Raw genomic sequence first — 19,733 nt, 5'->3', positions numbered from 1 at the left:
TCGGGTGGCTTTTTTATTACTTCATAAGGAATGTAAATGGACGAAACCACTACCATTGAACTAAGCCGGGCTCTTGAAGATAAGGCCACGAAAACCGAATGGACCGAGATCACGCTCAAGGAACCTGTGCTGATCCAGGTCGAGCAGTTTCAGGACAAACTGCGCGCAACCAATAACTCGGTAACGGCTTCACGCTTCCTGATCCATCTGGTATCGGGGGTGTCGGAGAGCGCACTCAAAATGATGGCGATCAGTGATTACAAAAAGTGTGATGCCTGGCTGAACCGTTTTTTTACGACGAAGGCGGAATGACCGCCTGGCGCGAATTGGCCGCTGACGTGACATATTTCTACAAATGGGGGCCTCATGATGCATGGGGCCTTTCTCACAGCAAGCTCGAATTCTGGGCTGAACAGGCGCTGAGGATCAAACATGCCTGAAAAATTTGAAGTCACCCTGGTAGGCAACGACCAGCTGGGCGGTATGCTGGAGCGTAACATTGAGAAAGTGTCAGAACTTGCGGCCAGTGCCCAGAAGGCCAATGCCAGCATGGGCAAGGAAGGCAGTCAAGACGCCCAGAGTAATCTGACTTTGCTGGAGAAGAAATTCTCTGCAATTTCGGACGTCGCTAAAAAGAATGTTCAGCACCTGGGGGACATGGTGCCTCCACTCAAAAATATCGGAGCACTGGTCGGGCCTCTGGGTAAGCTTGGTATTGCCGGAGGTGCTGTATATGGTGTCAGCCGCATTGCCAGTAGCATGGGAGATATGGCTCGGCATGCCTACAGCATGGATAACAGTGCAAAGAACATAGGGCTTTCTGCCGAGAAACTCTCAATGGTCTACGGGGCTTTCAGGCTGGCCGGGGTTGATGAGCAGGCGGCTTCTCAGTCTCTTGTAACGGTAGCTGATACCTTTAACGATATTCTCAGAGGAGGTGAAAACGGTAACCGGGTAATGAGCCAACTGGAGGCTATGGGGCTGAGCAGGGATATGATCCCGGTGCAGTATGACGCCTATGGTAACCAGACGGTGATTGTTGATAAGCTGCTGCCGGTGCTCGATAGTATTTACGACAGCATTCAAAGCCCACAAATCCGCCATGAGTTTGCCAGGGCAACCGGTATAGACGACAGTCTGGAGGCGTTGTTGCGTGGAGACAGGAGCGTACAGGACCGCTATCAGCAGGCGTATGACATTGGACTGGTTACTCTGGAGGAAACCAATAAGAGGCTTAATGAACTCAACAGCAACTTAACTCAGACATCTGCATCTATTTCAGGTTGGTGGAACCGTACAAAAAATGATGCGGCTGATTGGATATTAAGTGATGGTTCTGTTATGAACGGCATTACTGGTGTTGGGGACGTGTTTAATCATGGTGACAGGGCCGCATGGCAAATGGCTGCTGGCATTAACCTGGATGATGATTCGGCCATGTGGCGAACCATGCAGGGGGATTCACAGTATGACCAGTTTAAAAGCACCCTGGGCTGGTGGAATCGTTTCCAACTTGGATCAGGTGTTATGCCTGAGGGAGTCTGGGATGAGTTTGTAGACTTCAAACAGCAATCCAATCCTGATTACAAAGATCCATTTGCCGGTCGTATTGGGCCCAACACGCTTGTCCGTGGTACTCCCATTGGAGAAGATGACACATCTTCCACTGCTGCATCAATGAATGGTGTTTCGTCTATTGCCGCCTCTATTTCTCAGGCAGATGAAAACATCAAGAAATTTCTTGACCTCATTGCGATGTCTGAGGGAACTTTCGGCAAAGGAGATGATGGCTATAACGTCACTTTTGGTGGTGGGTTGTTCAATAACGGGTTTGCGTATCATCCTAATATACAACGACCATTTAGACAGACCGACGGAAACTGGAGCTCATCTGGTGCCGCTGGTCGCTATCAGTTCCTGAATTCCACATGGGGAGACCTTTCCAAGCAATTAGGGCTGACAGATTTTGGCAAGGAGTCACAGGACAAGGCTGCTATTGAACTGATACGTCGGGCCGGGGCTCTGGAAGACGTCAAAGCAGGTAACTGGATGGGAGCGGTAGGCAAACTGGGCAATATCTGGGCCAGCTTCCCCTCTTCTCCCTATCCACAAGGAAGTCATTCCTATGGTCAGATGGGGCAGTTTTGGGGCCAGATCAACCAGTCACGTCCTCTGGCCGATGATATTGCACAGGCCATCAACCAGAAGCCGGCACAGGTCAACATCAACATCTCCAACGGTAGAGACACACAAACTGTCAGTGTACGCACAGGCGGCACTGTCACCACATCCATGGCATTCTAAATGGGCATCATCACCAACACCATCAAATCCACGCTTGGCCTGACGTCTGATCCGGGCTGGCAGTGGAGAGAGCATATCCATGCAGCATCATTTCGGGGTGTGCCGTTTGGTGTAATGAGCGGTGACGGTACATTCGGGCGCCGGGTTGCCGTGCATGAATACCCGTTTCGGGATTCTGTCTATATTGAAGACCTGGGCCGCAGTACCCGGCGCCTGACGATCCGGGGCTTTCTGGTGCAGGAAAGCAAAGTCTACCAGGCAGGAGATGTATTCACGCAACGTGACAGCCTGATTGCTGCGTGTGAACAAAGCGGCAGTGGTACATTGGTTCATCCCACACTGGGAGAAATCACCGTTTATGTGCCTGATGGCGGTTTGCAGATCAATGAGGGTGTCGAGTCTGAGCGTGTCTTTGAATTCACGCTAACCTGTATGGAGGGTGGTGAAAAAGCCTTCTCCATTCAGGTCGGGGCCGAGTCCATTACCCGGCAAAGCTGGCTGAGTACACTGGTCACCATTGCGACAAGGTATGTGGTGATGGTCAAATCCGAAATTAACAGTGTTGCCTATGCCATTCGTGCAGTAAAAAGTACCACGGGCGGATTCATGGAACTCGCACAAAGCACGCTGGATGCAGTGAGCAACCTGCAAGGCGCCGTTGAATCAGCCTTTGGCAACCAGAAATACAGCCGCTACAACTCAGGCTCAATTGGCGGGAGTGTATCCGGGGTGATCGGAGTATCACGCAATGAGCCCGATGTCGCTAACCCTGCGGTAGTTATTGCAGAGAAAACCGCCACGTCTGTGATGGATAAAAACACGGTGGAGCAGACCATCGAGGATGCCGGGGACTATATCAATCTAGAAGAAATCCCCGAATCCATTCAGAACATCATCAAGGAAATGGCTGAAGCCACAGGCAGCGACAAAGACAAGATAAATGCCTTTGAGACGCTTTCACAATACACCAACAGCGGTTACCAGAAGAGTCAGTTAGACAAGACACTGGTTGATCTCACGGTAGGCATGATGGTCTGGATGTCGACCAGCACCATGACGTATGTAGCTTTGCAATATACGCCTTTCAGCCTGGAAGAAGCCCAGAGGATTCTGGAACGGGTCTGCACGGCTTTGGATCGTGCTTTGTTGCTCTGTGCGGATTTGGGTGAAGATGAGTGTTATCAACTGCTGTTAGAGCAGCGCAGGCAGTTTGTACAGGCTTATACACAGAAATATGCGTCACTCTCTAATCTGATGCAGGTTAGCCTGAATGCACCGTTGCCGGCATTGTTGCTGGCCAATAGACTGTACCAGGATGCAACCCGCAGCAGTGAGTTGATTCAGGCAGCCAATCCGAAACATCCTGCGTTTATGCCAATAGAGTTTCGAGCAAGGAAAGATTAATATATTGAATTATTGTTGCGAGTATTATCAATACTGGTATGATTTATGCCATATAACTTGTAGAGATAATTATGAGCACAAAGAAAACTACTAAAACTGAACAGGAAGATACTGATCAAGGGCCGGAGAGTGTATCGTCAGATAAGTCCGATTATTGTTTTGTAATTACACCGATAGGTTCAGGGAACTCTGATATTCGCAGGGAGGCAGACGGGCTAGTCGATGCTGTAATAACACCTATTTGTGACGAATTTAATTTAAGAACCATTGTGGCTCATCGAATGCCCTCACCAGGTTCAATCACGCAGCAAGTTATTGAACATGTTTTAGAAGCAAAACTGGTAATCGCAAATCTGACTCGCCTTAACCCAAATGTCATGTACGAGCTTGCAGTCAGGCATGCAGCAAGACTTCCTGTTATTTCTATTGCAGATGAAACAACCCAATTACCTTTTGATATCAGAGACGATAGGATAATTTCTTATAAAAATGATATCTTGGGCACTGAGGAGCTGAAAAAGGATCTCAAAGAATCAATTAAAAGGATTTTTCATGATTTGAAAAATAAAATTGAACCTGATAATCCCATCTATCGTACACGAACCAGTATGATAATGAAAAATATAAAAACAGGGGATGTTGGTGAAAAACAAGCGCTTGAATATATCATTGATAGTTTGGTTTCTATCGACTCTAAATTGCAATGGTATGAATCACGCGATAGGGTGGGAATAGTTGAGAATAATATAAGAAATAATGAAGAAATTCAAATTTTTATTAAAAGAAAGAAAGACATCACTGGCAAAAGAATTTATGAAGAAATAGATACTGCTATAAAAAAGGGTTTAATTAATGGTGTTTCTCTTAATCATGTTGAATCAAACAGCGACGGCTCTATTCTTCTAGTGATGACAGGTTCTAATGAGGATGCTAGGCGAACCATAGTATATCTGAAAGCTGTTATGGGATGTGAGGCCTATGCCCTTAGGAAATAACAAAAAATTATAATTTTTGAATCCATTACTTTTAACGATTTTTAGTATTGAAGCCCTCTTAATGAGGGCTTTTTGTTATCTAGTTATGTTTATTCAAAAATTACTTTTCATTTTTTGCAGCTAATATTAACCAAGCTCCAGAGATAAGTTCTAGGATTGAAAGGAAGAATGGAGTTCGCCAAGTGATGTCTGATGGATATGATCTGTGACTGAGTTGATACATTGACAAAACAAAAAATAACAAAGCCAAAGTAATCAATATAAATCCTACTTTTTTCATAACTCCAGATCTCGTTGTTATGCGTTGTGGTGGAAGATGGATTATTAAATATTGCTATGTAAATTCTATTTCCCGGTTGTTTTTTTACTATCTTTTTTCCGGAGAAGTCTTTTTACTTCCTCAAGGGCTGGAATAAAAGCAATATCAGGATTGTCATCAAGTACTTGATCGAATAGGTCTCGGTTTTCATCTATGAATTTTTTATTTTCTACAGCGATTGATGCCCAACCTAACATAAATTTAGCGCCTGGTTGAACGGTAACTTGCATTTTCTTTTCAATAATTTCAAACCATTCTTCAGGTGTGAACTGCTTGACTCCAAGGCTTTGTTCGAGACGTGCGATTATCTCAGCATTAAGGCTTCTACCATTATTTTTCGCTTCATTTTCCAGCATTTCTCTCATCGTTTGAGACATGCGTAACGGATAGGATGATGGTTGCGTTTTTGAGTTCATGTTGCAATTATGCAAATCTTTTAGATTCATATCAACAAATCTATTTGAATCTAAATCTAATAGAATCTATACTGCATGTATTGACAAATGAAAGACTAATATGAGCAACCGAAATCAAGTAAGTCCATATCCATTACGAATACCTCCTGAACTAAGAGCGCTGCTGCAAAAGCAAGCTGACATAGTAGGACGATCACTCCACACCGAAATCATGAAACGACTGGAAAAAAGCTGTCAACAACAGGAGACTCCGAATGAACAATATCCTCAAATTTGATTTTCAAGGACAGCATGTAAGTTTTGATACTGATGGGTGGATTAATGCAACGGAAGCTGCTACCAGATTTAATAAACGCGCTGCTGAATGGTTAAGATTGCCTGCAACTCAAAGTTATATGGAGGCTCTTGCTAAGGCTTTAGGTTTAAACCTCATAGTGGGAAAATCCCATCATGGCTTAGTTAGGGTAGTTCGGGGTGGTTTTCATCCCTGTACATGGCTACACCCGAAGTTGGCTGTTCCATTTGCTCGGTGGTTATCAGATGAGTTTGCCGTTCAATGTGATTTGTACATCGATTCCATCTTATTTGGTAATGGATATGCCCTAGATCAGTTTAGAAATGCATGTAATGCTTTTGAGGCAGCCAAACTTGCAGCAAGTCAGTACGGTAAGGGGTTGGCAATTTTCCGCTGGCAAAAACCAGAACTGATAGAGACTATTGGCTATTGGCAGGAACAACTGAAACTTCCATTGGTGATGGCAGCATGAAAACTCATCCTACAAAGAGAAATGCCTCAACGGCGGCAACCGTTAAGGCATTCATAGATAAAACCCAAACCGTCTAAGAAAGGGTCTATATGAATGATACAGCAGAACCGCCTGTTAAGGCAAGAGTGAAGGGCAATGCAGAGTTGGTTACGCCTCTAGAAGGCAGCCCAAAGCGTCTGTTACTGGACACATTGGACGTACTCAACCGGTTTATGGAACTGACAGACCTGTGGATATACCAGGCCCGTGCTATCTCTATATTGGCACAAAAGCAGTCCAATGACAGGGACTATAAGTTTTTTCCTCAGATGATGGCATCAATGTCAGAAGTATTACGGAGATCCATCAACGACAACACTGTAATCTCAGACTGTGCGGAGTTAATCATCGATGTAAGTTCGGCAGCAGAGAAGGCTTCCTCTTTTTGAACTGATATATTCTTTTCATACTTTCCTATGTATGATACCCCGCTTCGGCGGGTTTTTTTATTTTGAAACCTGATGGATACCTTAACCCTCAAAATCGCCGGCAAAGAACTCTCCGGATGGGAGTCGGTGCGCGTTACGCGTGGCATAGAGCGCATGCCCTCAGACTTTGAACTCTCGCTGACGGATTACTTTCCGGCTGATGGTCCTCAGATCGTCAATCCGGGTGACCCGTGTGAGGTGTATCTGGGTGAGGACAAGGTCATTACCGGCTATGTGGACCGCTGGAATGCATCCATTGGTTCCAGTGAGCATGCCATACAGGTGACAGGACGAGGCAAGTGTCAGGACTTGGTGGACTGTTCTGCAGATTACGAGAAAAACGTCATCAATGGTGTGACTGCTTTGACTCTCTCCCAGAAACTGGCATCTGGCTATGGCATCAATGTCACAACTGATGTGAACGACTACCAAACCGTACCTCAGTTCACCATCAACTGGGGCGAATCCGCTCAGGAGGTGATTGAACGTGTATGCCGCTGGGCCGGGGTGTTGTATTACGACTTGCCAGATGGTGGCCTGTTTCTGACCCGTGTCAGCACCAAAACTGCCATGAGTGGTGTGGAACAGGGGGTAAACATTCAGCAGGCAGACTACAGTGCATCAGTCGACCAGCGGTTTTCTGAATACGTGGGTGTGTCTTTGGGCATATCACCTGCATACAGCCTGACGGCCAATTCATCTTATGACCGGGTGTTGCTGGCTACAGCCAACGATCCAGAAATGGAGAACCTGCGGGGCCGCAAACACATCACCATTGTCGAGAGTACGCTGATCCAGAAGAACCTGGCACAGACTGCAATCACCTGGGAAATGAACAGGCGTTACGGCCGCTCCAAGGTGCTTAAGGTCAGGGTTGATAGTTGGAGAGACATTGATGGCATTCTGTGGACGCCTAATACACTGATTCCGATTCACATTCCGGCCTTCGGACTGGAAGACCTGCAATGGACGCTTGCCGAAGTCGAATTTTTGCGAAATGATAAGGACGGCACCACAGCGCAATTGACGCTGATGCCACCTGAAGCATTCAGCATTGAGCCTTATGCGTTCTACGCTGATCTGCTGAAAGGTCCAGGCACATGAACATCAAGGAAGTATGGCGCCGGGTCATGATGCTGGCCGGCATGTCGCGGGTGACTTCGTTGTCTGACCAGGGCAATGTCCAGAAAGTCCAGTTACAGACGCCGCTGGATCTGCGGAATGACACCTTGCGTTTTGCTGAATTCGGTTTCAGTTCTGGCCTTCCCAATGGAACTGATGTGATTGTGTTGTCCCTTGGCGGGGACCGGTCGGCCCAGGTGGCTGTGGCCAGTAACCACAACGGATTCAGGCACGAAGGACTCCAACCCGGTGAGGTGGTGGTCTATAACCAGTGGGGGCTGTACGTCAAACTCAAAAAAGACGAAATCGAGATTGAGGCCAAAGGGCAGAAGGTCAACATCAACAATGCCAGTGATGTCACGGTACATGCCAGTGGAACCGTCACGATTGATGCGCCGGACACCAAACTCACGGGAAATCTGACCGTGGCTGGCATGACAACGATTAACGGCCTGAATGCAGGTGCCTCAGGCGGTATCTCTACTTTCTACAGCACCATAGACCATTACGGAACCTACAACATTCATGGTAGTTTCTACCATATTGATGGCGTTATGGTGAGCCTGGGCCGCAAGATTGATGGCAACCATACACACGATTACAGCGCGGGTGGTGGAACAACGGAAAGGCCAAATGCATGACGACCGATATCACCACTTTTTACGATGTTGAGGCCGTGCATTGTGACTGGAATGTTGTTTCCGGTGATCTGGCCAGTGGCAACGACCTGCAGACCGCCATTTTGATCAGTCTGTTTACCGACCGGTTGGCCAATGCAGATGATGAATTCGATGGCAACGACAGAAGAGGCTGGTGGGGTGATGGGGATTACCGTATCGGATCACGTTTCTGGCTGTTACAGCGGCAAAAGCTTACCACTGCTGTGGCACTCAAGGCAGAGCAATATGCCAAAGAGGCTTTGCAGTGGCTGGTTGATGATGGCGTTGTCAAAACCATCCAAATACAGGCACGAATACGCTGGCCAGACAGGCTGTATCTGACGATTGAATACACCCGGCCCGATCAGGGCACCAAAGAATTGTTGAAATACTACTGGATCTGGAACCCAAATGCCGTTTAACCGACCGACTTTGACCGAACTGCGTGAGCAGAACCAGGGCTACATTGAGACTCAACTGGAGAGCGTAGGCAAACTCCTGCGTTTCTCTAACATGCGGGTGCTTTCCGATGTGATTTCAGGCATGTCGCATCTGCATTATGGCTATCTGGACTATATTGCGCGCCAGGCCGTGCCAATTACCGCTGTGGATGAATACCTTGCCGCCTGGGGCTCTCTGGTGCGTGTATATCGCAAGCCAGCTGGGTCTGCTTTGTGCACTCAGGTGCGATTTACTGGGCAGGATGGTGCCACAATTGATGCCGGCGCTATCCTTAAGCGCTCTGATGGCTATCAGTACACGCTGGATGCCAAAGTTACCATTGAAAACGGAGAAGCCATCGACAGCATAACTGCTGTATTGCCGGATCCGCAGAAGGATACGACCGGGGGAGGGGCCAAGGGCAACGCTGCAGCAGGTACAACGCTGGTACTGGATACCACCTGGACAGGAATCGACTCTACAGCGGTGATGGTGGTAGCTGCAACGGGCGGCACTGACATTGAAGACGAAGATAGTTTCAGAAACCGCATTTTGTTTGCCTACCGTAACACCCCGCAAGGTGGCAGTAAAGCGGATTACATCAAATGGGCGCTTGAAGTTCCTGGTGTGACCAGAGCCTGGACAGTCGGCCGGCTGGTGGGACCGGGAACGGTAGGGGTCTACATCATGACCGATGGCAGCGGAGACGGTTTTCCGAGCGGGGATAATGGCGTATCAAGTAAGGAGGCCTGGGGGACACAGAAAGCAACTGGCATGCAAGGTGAAGTGGCTGACTATATCTATGATGTACAGCCTGTTACGGCGCTGGTGTTTGTCTGTTCTCCGGTCAAAAAGGAAGTGGATTTTGAGATTACAGGCTTGTCAGAAGCGACCGAAGAAACCAGACAGAAAATCCGCAATGCAATTGAAGAAGTGTTTTTTGATGTGGATGAACTGGACGGCAGCAGCGTTATCCTGCTCTCAGAGTTGAACTATGCCATCTCCAATGTCACCGGAACCACCGGGTACATCCTGGCAGAGCCTGCCGGCAATATCACATTGGATGTGGGAGAGTTACCCGTCATCGGTGAGGTGACCTATGCCCAGTAGGTTCGCGACACAGGATTACACGCATGCCTTGCAGAACCTCATGCCAACGGGTATCGCATGGCCGCGCAGTCGTGAAAGCACTCAGCATGCGGTGCTGTCTGCGTTGGCTCAGGCTTTCCAGAAAAGCGATGAGGCCGGCAGTGATCTGATTACTGGTGCATTTCCGGCAACGGCACTGGACCTGATTACCGAGTGGGAAGAAACGCTGGGGCTGCCTGATGAATGCTCTATCAGTGAGCAGGACAGCATTGCAGTACGCAGGAACGCTATCGTCTCCAAACTGCTTGGGGTAGGAGGGCAGTCAAAAGATTACTTTATCCGCTACTTTGAAGCGCTGGGTTATCAGATCACCATCACTGAATACCGACAGGCAAGGGCAGGGTGGTCAGTGGCAGGGGACCCTATCAACGGTGAATATTGGCCGTTTGTGTGGCTGGTGAGAGCACCTGATGCAACCTATGTGCAGGCCAAGGCAGGGCAGAGTTATGCAGGAGATCCGCTGAGGTCAGGTGGCAACAAGGCGCTGGACTGCACGCTCAGGAAGATTTCACCATCGCATACCGTTTATATAGTGGAGTTTGTGGAAACGGAGAACCGTAATGATCATTAATCCTGACTCAATGGTGGCTCACAACCATGTGGTTGTATTGAATTTCTCAACACAGAACATTCCAAAAGAAAAGGAGTTTTGGCTTGAGCTCGTTTATGGGCGTGGGTTTGTCAAGTTTCGCCAGCAAGAATCTAATTTGGCAAACTTTGTAGCAGTTGAAGTAGCTGAGGGATGTTTTCCAGACCTTTATCCAATAGCTTCATTACAAGGTGTTTTATGGCGTCGGAAGGCAGCGATCGAAGCTGATCGAGGAATTTCTTCTTATCTTGCTGAGGAATCTCAGGAGAGTTAGAGATTTTTTCGCTCAGAAGTTTGATAACGTCATCGTGAAACTTCACTGTGACTACGTTCAGGATCGCACCCAAGCCGCCATCGTCTTTAAGAAAGTCAATGCCTTTAGAAGTAATTGTTACACCAACAATTTGTTTTAAGTGAGAAAGTTTTGGTAAATTAATTTGTCGAAAATGTGTTTTAACGAGCCCATGACCTTCTAGATAACTCAATTCTCTTGTAATAGTTACGTCATCTATATCAGAGAATATCTTTTGAGGATTTGGGACGGGGTCAGGAAAGAAACTAACCAGAGTGGAAAGGATTTCAAGCTGTCTTTCTCGGTTAAACATTTCATCGACTGTTGTCATGGTGCCTCCAAGCAAATTCATTTTTACTGAATATACCCTTCAGTAGCCTATCTATTGGTTTTGATACTTGAATTGGATTCTGGTAATACCAAAGGAATATCTCATAAACGTTCATAATAAACAGGCAGGAAAATTTAAGGAGATATTATGAAAAAATTACTGACAATCTGCGTTGTCCTGTTTTCATTGGGCGGTATTATTGGAAGCACTGTTGCACAAGCACACTCGGGCCGTACAGATAGTAACGGCTGTCACATGGACCGTAAAACGGGTACTCGGCATTGCCATTGATGGCATGACATTGGATAACAAAAGCCCTTATGAGAGGGCTTTTTTCGCATAAGTATGTTTTTACAGTTCTTTCAGCTTTATGTACTTATCACGAGCTATATCAAATATCCAAGCCATTGTTAGGAAGCATGCAACTAAATATGCACATAAAACTGCAACTTTAGAAATTTCTATGTTTCCTCGACCTAAATAGACCATAAACATTATCAAGACAACTGCAAAGCAAATAGCGAGAATCTTTGCCATAAAACCATAATATGCGATATCAAGAAATAGCATAATTTCTTCTTTTACCTTAATTATTGGAGCGATTCGCCAGTTCATGATTTTATGATAAGCATTTATGAGACTTGTTTTCTTAAGAATATGAAGAACGGTAATACAACCAAGAATGAAAATTGCGTACGCCCATGGCTCAAATGCCCAAGGATTCTCCTTTTGGACGATTTGAAGTATTTGCGTAATTATTGGTGTTGATGTGAGCACTGGCATCTCCTTCATTTTGTTTACAAGCAAACATAACTCTAATTGGCTTGAATGACAAGTACTTTGTGTAAGTACTTTGTACGATTAGAGATTGATACAATTCGCTCGAAAGGAGACACACTAAATGGCGTTAATCAATTGCCCTGAATGTAACAAAGAAGTTAGCGATAAAGCAGAAACCTGCCCGAACTGTGGAATCAAAATCAATACGAATACCACGACAATTGCCTCAGCTGGTAATAAAACACTTGATTTAGGTATCCTTCTATTGGTTCTACCAGTGATTGGTATTCTGTTAATTTGGTTTTGGGTTGGAAGCATGAATCTGCTGCAATCTCCAAAATCGACACTTAATCTTATAGCGATCATCGTACTCATTGGTACAGCAGTAGCTGCGGCTCTTGAAGTTAGGAGCGCAATTCAACAACCAGGCAGTAAAAAGAATCCGAGTGACCCTATCACATGGGTTTTTCTGATTGCACTCTTATGGGTGATTGGGTATCCCCTGTATCTACACAAGAGAAAACTGTATGGAAGAAAAGGTATGTTGCTTGCAGGTATTGTGCTGATGGTTTTGTTTGCTGGCAGTTATTTGATTATGAATGCAGCAATTAATGAGCAAATAGCGAAGCTGCAAAATATTTTTGGGCGGTAGTTCTGGCTAGAGTCCATATCCCAACCTGCTAATAGTATTGAGCAGTTTTATTAGCCCCTGAAAGGGGTTGGACGTAGGTTGTAAGTATTTGTGCCAGCGTATGATGCTATATGGTAAAATAATTACTTTATTGATATATTGTTATTACCATTGTAAATTATGGCATCAAAAAATCCTCTATTGATCGAAGCGGAGAATAACAGGCGCAACCAACTTAGACTTTGGATTGAGAAAAATTATGGAGGTGTCGCTGCTCGTCTCATCAAAGCATTTAATTTGAATCAGGGTGAAATATCTGCTTTATTAAGAGGAAGTAAAGCATTTGGTGAGACAAAGGCAAGAAGTCTTGAGATGACGCTTGGCATGCCTAAACACTATCTTGACCAGCATCAAGGTCAACAGCTCATAGCAATATCTTCTTTGCTGACTAGAGATGTAAACATCATCATTCCTGATGTCCATAAATCTATTGCACAAATTGTTGTTACAGAAGCATGGATAAAACAAGAGTTGCAAGAATATGATCCTTTCAATTTGAGAGTTATTACTGGGGGGCGTGGTGATTCAATGTACCCATTATTTGGCCCAGGGGATCCGTTAATTATTGATATCAGCGCAAAAAGTGTAGATTTGGATGGTGTATATTTTTTTGAAGCGAATGGGGATTTTTTTATCAAACGAATTCAAAAGGGTATCAATGGGAAAGATTTGATTATTTCTTCCGATAATCCTATGTATCCACCTATGCGAGAAACAGTTCAATCAGGTCTTAACATTTTTGGACGTGTAGTAAAAGCATGGAGAAGCCAAATCTAGAACATCAAATAGATAAAACCTAAAAAGTAATATAAAAAATACATAAATGTATTGACATGTGCCTCTTTGTTAGCCATAATTGCTGAAACGATTAGCAATTATCAGTAGGAGGTACTTTATGAACGAAATCACCACATTCAACTTTGACCAAATGCCCGTGCGCATCATCATGAAAGACGATGATCCATGGTTTGTGGCTTCTGACGTTGCAACCATTCTTGGTTACGCATCTGCAAAGGATATGGTGCGGATGCTTGATGATGATGAAAAGGGTAGGCAGATAGTGCCTACCCTTGGTGGCAACCAAGAAATGACTATTATCAGTGAGCCGGGTCTGTATAAGACGATCATCAAAAGTCAGAAGGCAGAAGCCAAACCTTTCCAACGTTGGGTAACCCATGACGTACTGCCTAGCATACGCAAGACGGGTGCGTATGTTGCGCCCAGAACTAAGCAAGCCAGTCCATTGAAGATGGTTACAGATGCAGCCCGGGCCTTTCCTCATCTTGTTAAGGCAGGCAAGTTACTGGGATGTGATAGCAATGCAGCAGCAATTAGTGCTAACCAGATTATTCAACAGACCGCAGGTATCAATTTGCTCGAAATAATGGGGCGTACCCATTTGGTTGCTGCTAACCAAGACTCTCTGTATTACACCCCAACCGAATTGGGCAGAATGATCAACACCAGCGCACGCGGCGTCAATCTATTGTTGGCTGAGGCTGGGTTGCAGATGAAGTGCGATGAAGTCTGGGAAGTGACAGATGAGGGTAAAAAATTTTGCCGGATTTATGACACGGGTAAGCGTCATGGCAGTGGTGTCCCGATTACTCAGATCAAGTGGGCGCAGAATGTGTTGGCTGTGATTGCTGAAGAGCAGGTGGTAGCATGACAAATAATCTAAAGATGAACGTGAAATCGCGTTTATCTAGCTTATCAAAAGGAAATGCCTCAGTAGCTGTAACTACCAAGGCATTCATAGACAAACAAAACCCAACTCGCTAAAGAAAGGAATTGTTATATGAATGATACCGCAGAACCGCCTGTCAAGGCAAGAGTGAAGGGCAATGCAGAGTTGGTTACACCCTTGGAAGGCAGCCCAAAGCGTCTGTTACTGGACACATTGGACGTACTCAACCGGTTTATGGAGCTGACAGACCTGTGGATATACCAGGCTCGTGCTATCTCTATATTGGCACAAGAGCAGTCCAATGACAGGGATTACAAACTGTTTCCTCAGATGATGGCAGGACTGTCAGAGATGCTGTACCGATCAATCAATAACGATACCGTAATCTCTGACTGTGCAGAGTTGATCATCGATGTAAGTTCGGCAGCAGAGAAAGCCTCCTGTTTGCCAGCGCACTCTTAAACCATAAACAAACAGCAAACCAGCCAGCTAACCTCTGGCTAGGTTGACTGCACCCTAAAAGGAAACATAATGCAAAAAATAGGTTCAATTACTTCAACAGCAGATAGCAATGGAGAGTTTACCAATGGTGTTGTGGCGCAAGGCATCGTGCCAACACTGCTTGATGCTGCGTGGTTCAACACCATTCAGCGTGAGCTCGTGAAAGTCGTAGAAGGCGCAGGGCTGGAGCTCAACCCCAGCGACAACACACAGATATGGCAGGCTATTAAACTGTTGGCCAGTGGACAGATTGAGATTGCGGCAGACGCTGACATCGTAGCCGGCACAGCAGGTAAGCTAATTGATGCCGCTGGGCTCCTGCGAAGAACAGACAGCGGCAGGCAGCCACCATTCAATCAAGCGGTCTGCGATGCGATTAATGGATATCCCAAAGGCGCTATTCTGCTTAGCACAGATGGACTGACCTTATGGCAAAGCAACGTGGATGGCAACACCACAGATCCGGATTCAGCCAAAGCCAGCGGTTGGATAAAAGCTAACAAATCACTTTCGATCAACACACGGGTATTCACTTCGTCAGGAACGTATACGCCTTCTGCTGGATTGGCATATGCCATTGTGGAAGTGTTAGGTGGCGGAGGCGGAGGGGCTCAAGTTGCATCAGCAACAAGCCAGGGTTGTGTAGGTGGTGGCGGAGGAGCTGGCGGGTATTGCAGAAAGGCAATATCGGCTGCTGACATTGGTTTAAGTGTGACAATTACTGTGGGAAGCGGTGGTGTATCACAAGTAGCAGGGGGCACATCGTCTTTTGGGGCGTTTATGAGCGCAGGTGGTGGTGGCGCTGGGTCTCCCGGGACATCTGGCACGTACGGTGGGGCAACTGGAGGTGCAGGAGGATCAGCGACGGGAGGTGATCTAAATGTAGTCGGTTTCAATGGCGGTTTAGGTTGGTGGCCGAGTGCATCCGTTGGAACGTCTGGTCCTGGTGCAAATTCATTTTATGGAGCTGGAGCAGCACCAAGACTCCTGGCTCCAAATACATCACAAGCAGGCATCAGCACAAATGGTTATGGTGCAGGTGGCTCAGGAGGCGCATCATCTGGTTCAACGGCTGTGGCTCTTGGTGGGAACGGGGGGCCTGGACGTGTAATTGTGACTGAATACATATTTGTTTAAGGAGGCGACATGAAAACGTATGCAGTTGTAAAAGATGGAGTGGTTGTAAACCTAGTGGTTTGGGATGGCAAATCACAATGGAGGCCAGATGAGGGCAAGGCCATTGCTTTGGGAGCAGAGGATATTGTGGACATCGGGTATGTCTACGAAGATGGCAAGTTTATTAAAGGTGAATAAAAACCTCTGGAGAGGTGTCGCAGCAAAATGCCCTCATATTGAGGGCTTGATGTTTGTGTACTGACCGGAATAATTGGAAGAGGGACATTGTGTTATGGCTAAAACTTGTGATGTGTTGTTATGCCATGTAATAGAATATCAGTGACTTTAAGTGATAAGTAAAACATGAGAGCAGAAAGAATAGTGATGAAAAGTTTTTTGGTTATAGTGCTATTTGTGATGTTTGGCATTACGAGTTATGCGCACAGTGTTGAGCAATGGATTGAAAATCAGTATTTCCATATTCTAGAGAGTAAGTGTATGAGTGATAGTGATGCGTCAAAACGGCCTTACTGTGAATGTACAGCTCAGCAAACTGCACAAAAATATACTTTTAGAGAACTTGAAGAATATTCAAAAATGCCACGAGATTCAGAAGAGTATCTTGCTTATTATCACTCTATGGAAGAAATTGTTGTTACATGCATGTCGCAACACTCTGGGACATATACTGAAGCACTTAAAGAAAGCTTCCGCTCTATTTGTAAACAGGGAGGAAATACTGAGAGTGTTTGCGAGTGTGCTGTTGGAAAAGTGTTTTCAGAACATACTATCTTCGATTTCCATAATGCAGATCGTAATGTTGACGAAGCTATGGAATTGATAAGCTCAATTGAGCAAAAGGTTCATGATTGTACAGGCATCAAGTGAAGTGTTATGCTCGAAATACTCTTCTGCCTAGTCGTCGGCATAACAGACGGCGACACTCTTAAAGCCCGCTGCGGCGAACCTGGAAACTATGAACAAGTACGGGTGCGTATTGTTGCCATAGATGCACCTGAAAGGGGGCAGGACTACAGCGTAAAAGCCAGAGAGTATCTAAGTGACCTATGCTATCAGGTCAATGCTGAGATTATTGTGCATGGTCGGGATCGTTACGGACGCATCGTCGGGCAGGTAATCTGCAACGATGTAGATACAGGATCTGCGCTGGTCGAGGAAGGTCTAGCTTGGGTCTATCCGCAGTACGCCAAAGATCATGAATACCTGTACGGATTTCAAAACCACGCTCAGAATGAGGAACTCAATATCTGGTCGATGCCTAACCCCGTCCCGCCCTGGGAATGGAGAAGAGAATCAAGAGAATGAAAAAATGGCTAATGTTGTTATTTGTTTTAATGCTCACTGGGGTAAGTTACGCTGAAAAGCTATCGTATGAAATAGACGACGAAGCCACAAGTGCGGCAATTTGGAACGTTGGCGATAGTATCCTGAAGAAAAACCTGGATGATCCTGAGCTTGCAAGCGAAATAAGATTTTTAGGCATTACAGTTGATGGAAATTTTATTGTACAAAATTTTTATTTACGCAATGAAAGTAAAGCTACAGATCCGTACCTTGTGAAGCCTTCTAATGTCTCATATCTGGGGGTTTATAAAAGTTATTATCCTACAGGCGAAAGATGGACTGAAAATTATATTTCCCCTCCTTATGGGATCAATATCAGCTGGTTTGAAAATGGGAACATCAGTGGCTTGATGTTTTCGGATGCCACGAATATTGTGGGGATCACTTTTAGGTGGGATGAGACAGGATACTTATCATCTATGTCAGTATATGGGGAAAACAATCGGCTTTTAACATGGATTCTTTTTGGTGAGAGTGGGCGAATTATGTCGCTGTCATTACACAACCCAGAGAACCCTAATCTGGAATGCACCTGGGATTTTGGTCGTTTGGTTGTCAAACAATGGGAGTGTCCAGGAGCAAAATAATAATACAGAACAGGCTTAGCCGCTTTGGGCGGTTTTTTCGTTCACATATGCCCTTATTGTCCTATTAAAGTGAGTGTGAGATGTCATGAAAGTGACGCTCTTTCTACTACATATCACAATGAGGAAATACATATGATGAATACAGGACTTTTACATCCCACTGTGGATGAGGGTAAGACATCCTCGGCAATAGCTGCTTCGGCGCAGCCGGCAGTACAGGTAACAGCGACTAGCGCCGCATCGCATCTGAAATACTTTGGTCATTTTTTCACTGCGACAGGACATCAAAATGCAGTGGCAGAACATACCAACCTTTCAGTAATAGATTGGTCTTTCAGTAGCGACAACAATCTATTTGTGGATTTGGCTGTGCTTAAATCCAAGGGCAATAAGGCTGTGATTTCTACTCCTAATCTGTTCACGCCCAGAGTCAATGGTGTTCAATACTATAACCTTCTGGGCAATGCCAGTTTGATATGGTCCTCTTTTATGCAGCAGCTGGTTAGCAGAGGTTTTTATGATGTTGCCAATCCTGAAAATGGAACCGTGATTGGATTTTATCCACTGGATGAACCTGAGTTGGCTGGCGGTATGGTAGACGTCAATGGCGCACCTTCACCCAAGTTGGTACAAATTATTAACATTCTCAGATCGAACTACCAATCCCGCTTCGCACCGCTTGCAACCTGTGCAAGCATATACTATGCAAATGCTATTGAAGGGTACAAATTGTTTGACTGGGTTGGGTTGAACGCCTATATGGATAAAGACGATGAGTATGAAGGTAAATTTCGTCATCTCAGGACACTTTTGAATCCGAATCAAAAAATGATTCTGGTGCCACAAGCAACAATTTTCAAAGCTTCTAACCAAACAGAACAAGATGATTATTCATATCATTCTGCAGACAGAATGCTGTTTATTGCACAGACTGAAGCATCTGTTTTAGCGATAGTGCCTTATCAGTGGAACTCGGAAGGCAACGGCATCACCGGGATTATTGGTCTGGGTTCAGGGGCACCGGAGTTGCAGGGGTTGCGCCAGAGATACGAGCAGATCGGTAAACAAGTGAAATTTGCAGGTGCCAATGCAAGCCTTGTGGGTTACCTGATCCCGACTACGATGGTGGCGGGTGGTTACTATAGTATCCGTGTGGATATGCGCAATACGGGCAATGTGGCATGGGAGCCTGGTGTGGTATTTCTGGGCACACAAAGCCCACATGACAATACCATTTGGGGTTCGCATCGGGTCTGGATACCACGGCGAATTCAACCAGGAGAGATTGCGCAAATCGTATTCGATGTCATGGCACCAAGAACGCCGGGCAATTACGTTATGCAGGGTCGCATGGTGGCAGAAGAAATCACCTGGTTTGGTGATTTGACAGCATACCATGTGGTCAATGTAGTCGCTGGGTAATGCAGTTTTATCGGTATTAAACCGTTCACCTAACAACTAGTGAGCCGTCTACGATGAAGTAGACGGCTTTTTTATTGGGCAAAAGAAAAACACAGGACAAGAAATGCAAAACTTTTTCAAAACAGTTAAAGGTCATATAGCGCAGGCAATCGGAGTGCCAGCAGCAGGAGTCGGAAGCTCCCTGGTGATCTCAATGCAGAATGATGTGATCAGGGCGTTCGGAATCACCCTGTCGAACTGGTGCCTGATCGTATCCTTTATTTACGGCCTGTTTCAACTGTTCATGGCTATCTATAAACACTTTAAAAAGAAGGGGGATGACGAATGAC

Annotated in this window: 26 protein-coding genes; 23 read left to right on the top strand and 3 right to left on the bottom strand. The window is 45.7% G+C overall.

The window, feature by feature from the left end; all coding sequences use genetic code 11:
- The first annotated feature begins 36 nt into the window (after window positions 1-36).
- The 4 genes from AACY98_RS05245 (at window position 37) to AACY98_RS05230 (ending at window position 4,703) form a co-directional block, all read left to right on the top strand.
- Window positions 37-312 carry a phage tail assembly protein gene (locus tag AACY98_RS05245; RefSeq protein ID WP_339802469.1) on the top strand — a complete coding sequence of 92 codons (276 nt, stop codon included), beginning with the start codon at window positions 37-39 and terminating at the stop codon, window positions 310-312.
- 120 nt (window positions 313-432) lie between these two features.
- Window positions 433-2,304 carry a glycoside hydrolase family 24 protein gene (locus tag AACY98_RS05240; protein WP_339802466.1) on the top strand — a complete coding sequence of 624 codons (1,872 nt, stop codon included), beginning with the start codon at window positions 433-435 and terminating at the stop codon, window positions 2,302-2,304.
- Window positions 2,305-3,708 carry a DNA circularization N-terminal domain-containing protein gene (locus AACY98_RS05235; protein ID WP_339802463.1) on the top strand — a complete coding sequence of 468 codons (1,404 nt, stop codon included), beginning with the start codon at window positions 2,305-2,307 and terminating at the stop codon, window positions 3,706-3,708.
- Window positions 3,709-3,779: 71 nt separating this feature from the next.
- The gene (locus tag AACY98_RS05230) at window positions 3,780-4,703 is read left to right on the top strand and encodes a hypothetical protein (RefSeq protein ID WP_339802460.1); all 924 of its coding nucleotides are present in this window, start codon (window positions 3,780-3,782) and stop codon (window positions 4,701-4,703) included.
- A gap of 345 nt (window positions 4,704-5,048) precedes the next feature.
- Here the strand turns inward: AACY98_RS05230 and AACY98_RS05225 are convergent, their stop codons facing one another.
- On the bottom strand, window positions 5,049-5,468 hold the full coding sequence (locus AACY98_RS05225) for an Arc family DNA-binding protein (RefSeq protein WP_339802458.1): 420 nt from the start codon (window positions 5,466-5,468) through the stop codon (window positions 5,049-5,051).
- A gap of 70 nt (window positions 5,469-5,538) precedes the next feature.
- Here AACY98_RS05225 and AACY98_RS15015 point away from each other — a divergent pair, with 70 nt between their 5' ends.
- The 8 genes from AACY98_RS15015 to AACY98_RS05190 all read left to right on the top strand — a co-directional run bounded on the left by AACY98_RS15015 (window position 5,539) and on the right by AACY98_RS05190 (window position 10,614).
- Window positions 5,539-5,715, top strand: coding sequence for an Arc family DNA-binding protein (locus tag AACY98_RS15015; protein ID WP_423817527.1), 177 nt, complete (start codon window positions 5,539-5,541; stop codon window positions 5,713-5,715).
- Window positions 5,693-6,205: a KilA-N domain-containing protein gene (locus AACY98_RS05220; protein ID WP_339802455.1), complete on the top strand. Its 513-nt coding sequence runs from the start codon at window positions 5,693-5,695 to the stop codon at window positions 6,203-6,205. Before AACY98_RS15015 ends, AACY98_RS05220 begins: the two co-directional genes overlap by 23 nt.
- An 89-nt stretch (window positions 6,206-6,294) precedes the next feature.
- The gene (locus AACY98_RS05215) at window positions 6,295-6,633 is read left to right on the top strand and encodes a hypothetical protein (protein WP_339802452.1); all 339 of its coding nucleotides are present in this window, start codon (window positions 6,295-6,297) and stop codon (window positions 6,631-6,633) included.
- Window positions 6,634-6,705: 72 nt separating this feature from the next.
- The gene (locus AACY98_RS05210; protein WP_339802449.1) at window positions 6,706-7,776 is read left to right on the top strand and encodes a phage baseplate assembly protein; all 1,071 of its coding nucleotides are present in this window, start codon (window positions 6,706-6,708) and stop codon (window positions 7,774-7,776) included.
- A complete protein-coding gene (locus AACY98_RS05205; protein WP_339802446.1) occupies window positions 7,773-8,435 on the top strand; it encodes a phage baseplate assembly protein domain-containing protein in 663 nt (220 codons plus the stop codon). Before AACY98_RS05210 ends, AACY98_RS05205 begins: the two co-directional genes overlap by 4 nt.
- On the top strand, window positions 8,432-8,875 hold the full coding sequence (locus tag AACY98_RS05200; protein ID WP_339802443.1) for a phage GP46 family protein: 444 nt from the start codon (window positions 8,432-8,434) through the stop codon (window positions 8,873-8,875). Before AACY98_RS05205 ends, AACY98_RS05200 begins: the two co-directional genes overlap by 4 nt.
- Window positions 8,865-10,004, top strand: a complete 1,140-nt coding sequence (locus tag AACY98_RS05195) for a baseplate J/gp47 family protein (protein ID WP_339802441.1) — start codon at window positions 8,865-8,867, stop codon at window positions 10,002-10,004. The genes AACY98_RS05200 and AACY98_RS05195 overlap by 11 nt, the downstream gene beginning before the upstream one ends.
- Window positions 9,994-10,614 carry a YmfQ family protein gene (locus AACY98_RS05190; RefSeq protein WP_339802438.1) on the top strand — a complete coding sequence of 207 codons (621 nt, stop codon included), beginning with the start codon at window positions 9,994-9,996 and terminating at the stop codon, window positions 10,612-10,614. The genes AACY98_RS05195 and AACY98_RS05190 overlap by 11 nt, the downstream gene beginning before the upstream one ends.
- A gap of 131 nt (window positions 10,615-10,745) precedes the next feature.
- Here AACY98_RS05190 and AACY98_RS05185 read toward each other — a convergent pair whose 3' ends face one another.
- Complete coding sequence (locus AACY98_RS05185) at window positions 10,746-11,255, bottom strand: hypothetical protein (RefSeq protein ID WP_339802436.1); 510 nt, start codon at window positions 11,253-11,255, stop codon at window positions 10,746-10,748.
- Window positions 11,256-11,402: 147 nt separating this feature from the next.
- On the opposite strand from AACY98_RS05185, the gene AACY98_RS15010 reads away from it, so the two are divergent.
- Window positions 11,403-11,546 (top strand): YHYH domain-containing protein, encoded by a 144-nt coding sequence (locus AACY98_RS15010; RefSeq protein WP_423817526.1) that lies wholly within the window; start codon window positions 11,403-11,405, stop codon window positions 11,544-11,546.
- Between the two features lie 60 nt (window positions 11,547-11,606).
- Here AACY98_RS15010 and AACY98_RS05180 read toward each other — a convergent pair whose 3' ends face one another.
- A complete protein-coding gene (locus tag AACY98_RS05180) occupies window positions 11,607-12,032 on the bottom strand; it encodes a hypothetical protein (RefSeq protein ID WP_339802433.1) in 426 nt (141 codons plus the stop codon).
- A 124-nt stretch (window positions 12,033-12,156) separates the two neighbouring features.
- Between AACY98_RS05180 and AACY98_RS05175 the strand changes: the two genes are divergently transcribed.
- The 10 genes from AACY98_RS05175 to AACY98_RS05130 all read left to right on the top strand — a co-directional run bounded on the left by AACY98_RS05175 (window position 12,157) and on the right by AACY98_RS05130 (window position 19,404).
- Window positions 12,157-12,687: a zinc ribbon domain-containing protein gene (locus AACY98_RS05175; RefSeq protein WP_339802430.1), complete on the top strand. Its 531-nt coding sequence runs from the start codon at window positions 12,157-12,159 to the stop codon at window positions 12,685-12,687.
- Window positions 12,688-12,846: 159 nt separating this feature from the next.
- Window positions 12,847-13,503: a S24 family peptidase gene (locus AACY98_RS05170; RefSeq protein ID WP_339802427.1), complete on the top strand. Its 657-nt coding sequence runs from the start codon at window positions 12,847-12,849 to the stop codon at window positions 13,501-13,503.
- 118 nt (window positions 13,504-13,621) lie between these two features.
- The gene (locus AACY98_RS05165; RefSeq protein ID WP_339802425.1) at window positions 13,622-14,395 is read left to right on the top strand and encodes a BRO-N domain-containing protein; all 774 of its coding nucleotides are present in this window, start codon (window positions 13,622-13,624) and stop codon (window positions 14,393-14,395) included.
- 129 nt (window positions 14,396-14,524) lie between these two features.
- Window positions 14,525-14,875, top strand: a complete 351-nt coding sequence (locus AACY98_RS05160) for a hypothetical protein (RefSeq protein ID WP_339802422.1) — start codon at window positions 14,525-14,527, stop codon at window positions 14,873-14,875.
- 69 nt (window positions 14,876-14,944) lie between these two features.
- Entirely contained in the window at window positions 14,945-16,051 is a 1,107-nt protein-coding gene (locus AACY98_RS05155; protein ID WP_339802419.1) for a hypothetical protein, read from the top strand.
- Between the two features lie 9 nt (window positions 16,052-16,060).
- Window positions 16,061-16,228: a hypothetical protein gene (locus tag AACY98_RS05150; protein ID WP_339802417.1), complete on the top strand. Its 168-nt coding sequence runs from the start codon at window positions 16,061-16,063 to the stop codon at window positions 16,226-16,228.
- Window positions 16,229-16,414: 186 nt separating this feature from the next.
- Window positions 16,415-16,918, top strand: coding sequence for a hypothetical protein (locus AACY98_RS05145; RefSeq protein WP_339802414.1), 504 nt, complete (start codon window positions 16,415-16,417; stop codon window positions 16,916-16,918).
- Between the two features lie 6 nt (window positions 16,919-16,924).
- Complete coding sequence (locus AACY98_RS05140; RefSeq protein ID WP_339802411.1) at window positions 16,925-17,356, top strand: thermonuclease family protein; 432 nt, start codon at window positions 16,925-16,927, stop codon at window positions 17,354-17,356.
- Entirely contained in the window at window positions 17,353-17,982 is a 630-nt protein-coding gene (locus AACY98_RS05135) for a hypothetical protein (protein ID WP_339802409.1), read from the top strand. Before AACY98_RS05140 ends, AACY98_RS05135 begins: the two co-directional genes overlap by 4 nt.
- A 132-nt stretch (window positions 17,983-18,114) precedes the next feature.
- Entirely contained in the window at window positions 18,115-19,404 is a 1,290-nt protein-coding gene (locus AACY98_RS05130; protein WP_339802406.1) for an NBR1-Ig-like domain-containing protein, read from the top strand.
- The last annotated feature ends 329 nt before the right edge of the window (window positions 19,405-19,733 follow it).

This window comes from Saezia sanguinis (assembly GCF_963921665.1).
GTDB classification, from domain to species: domain Bacteria; phylum Pseudomonadota; class Gammaproteobacteria; order Burkholderiales; family Burkholderiaceae_C; genus Saezia; species Saezia sanguinis.
Note: the sequence above shows the minus strand (reverse complement) of the source record. Positions and strands in the feature narration are given on the sequence as shown.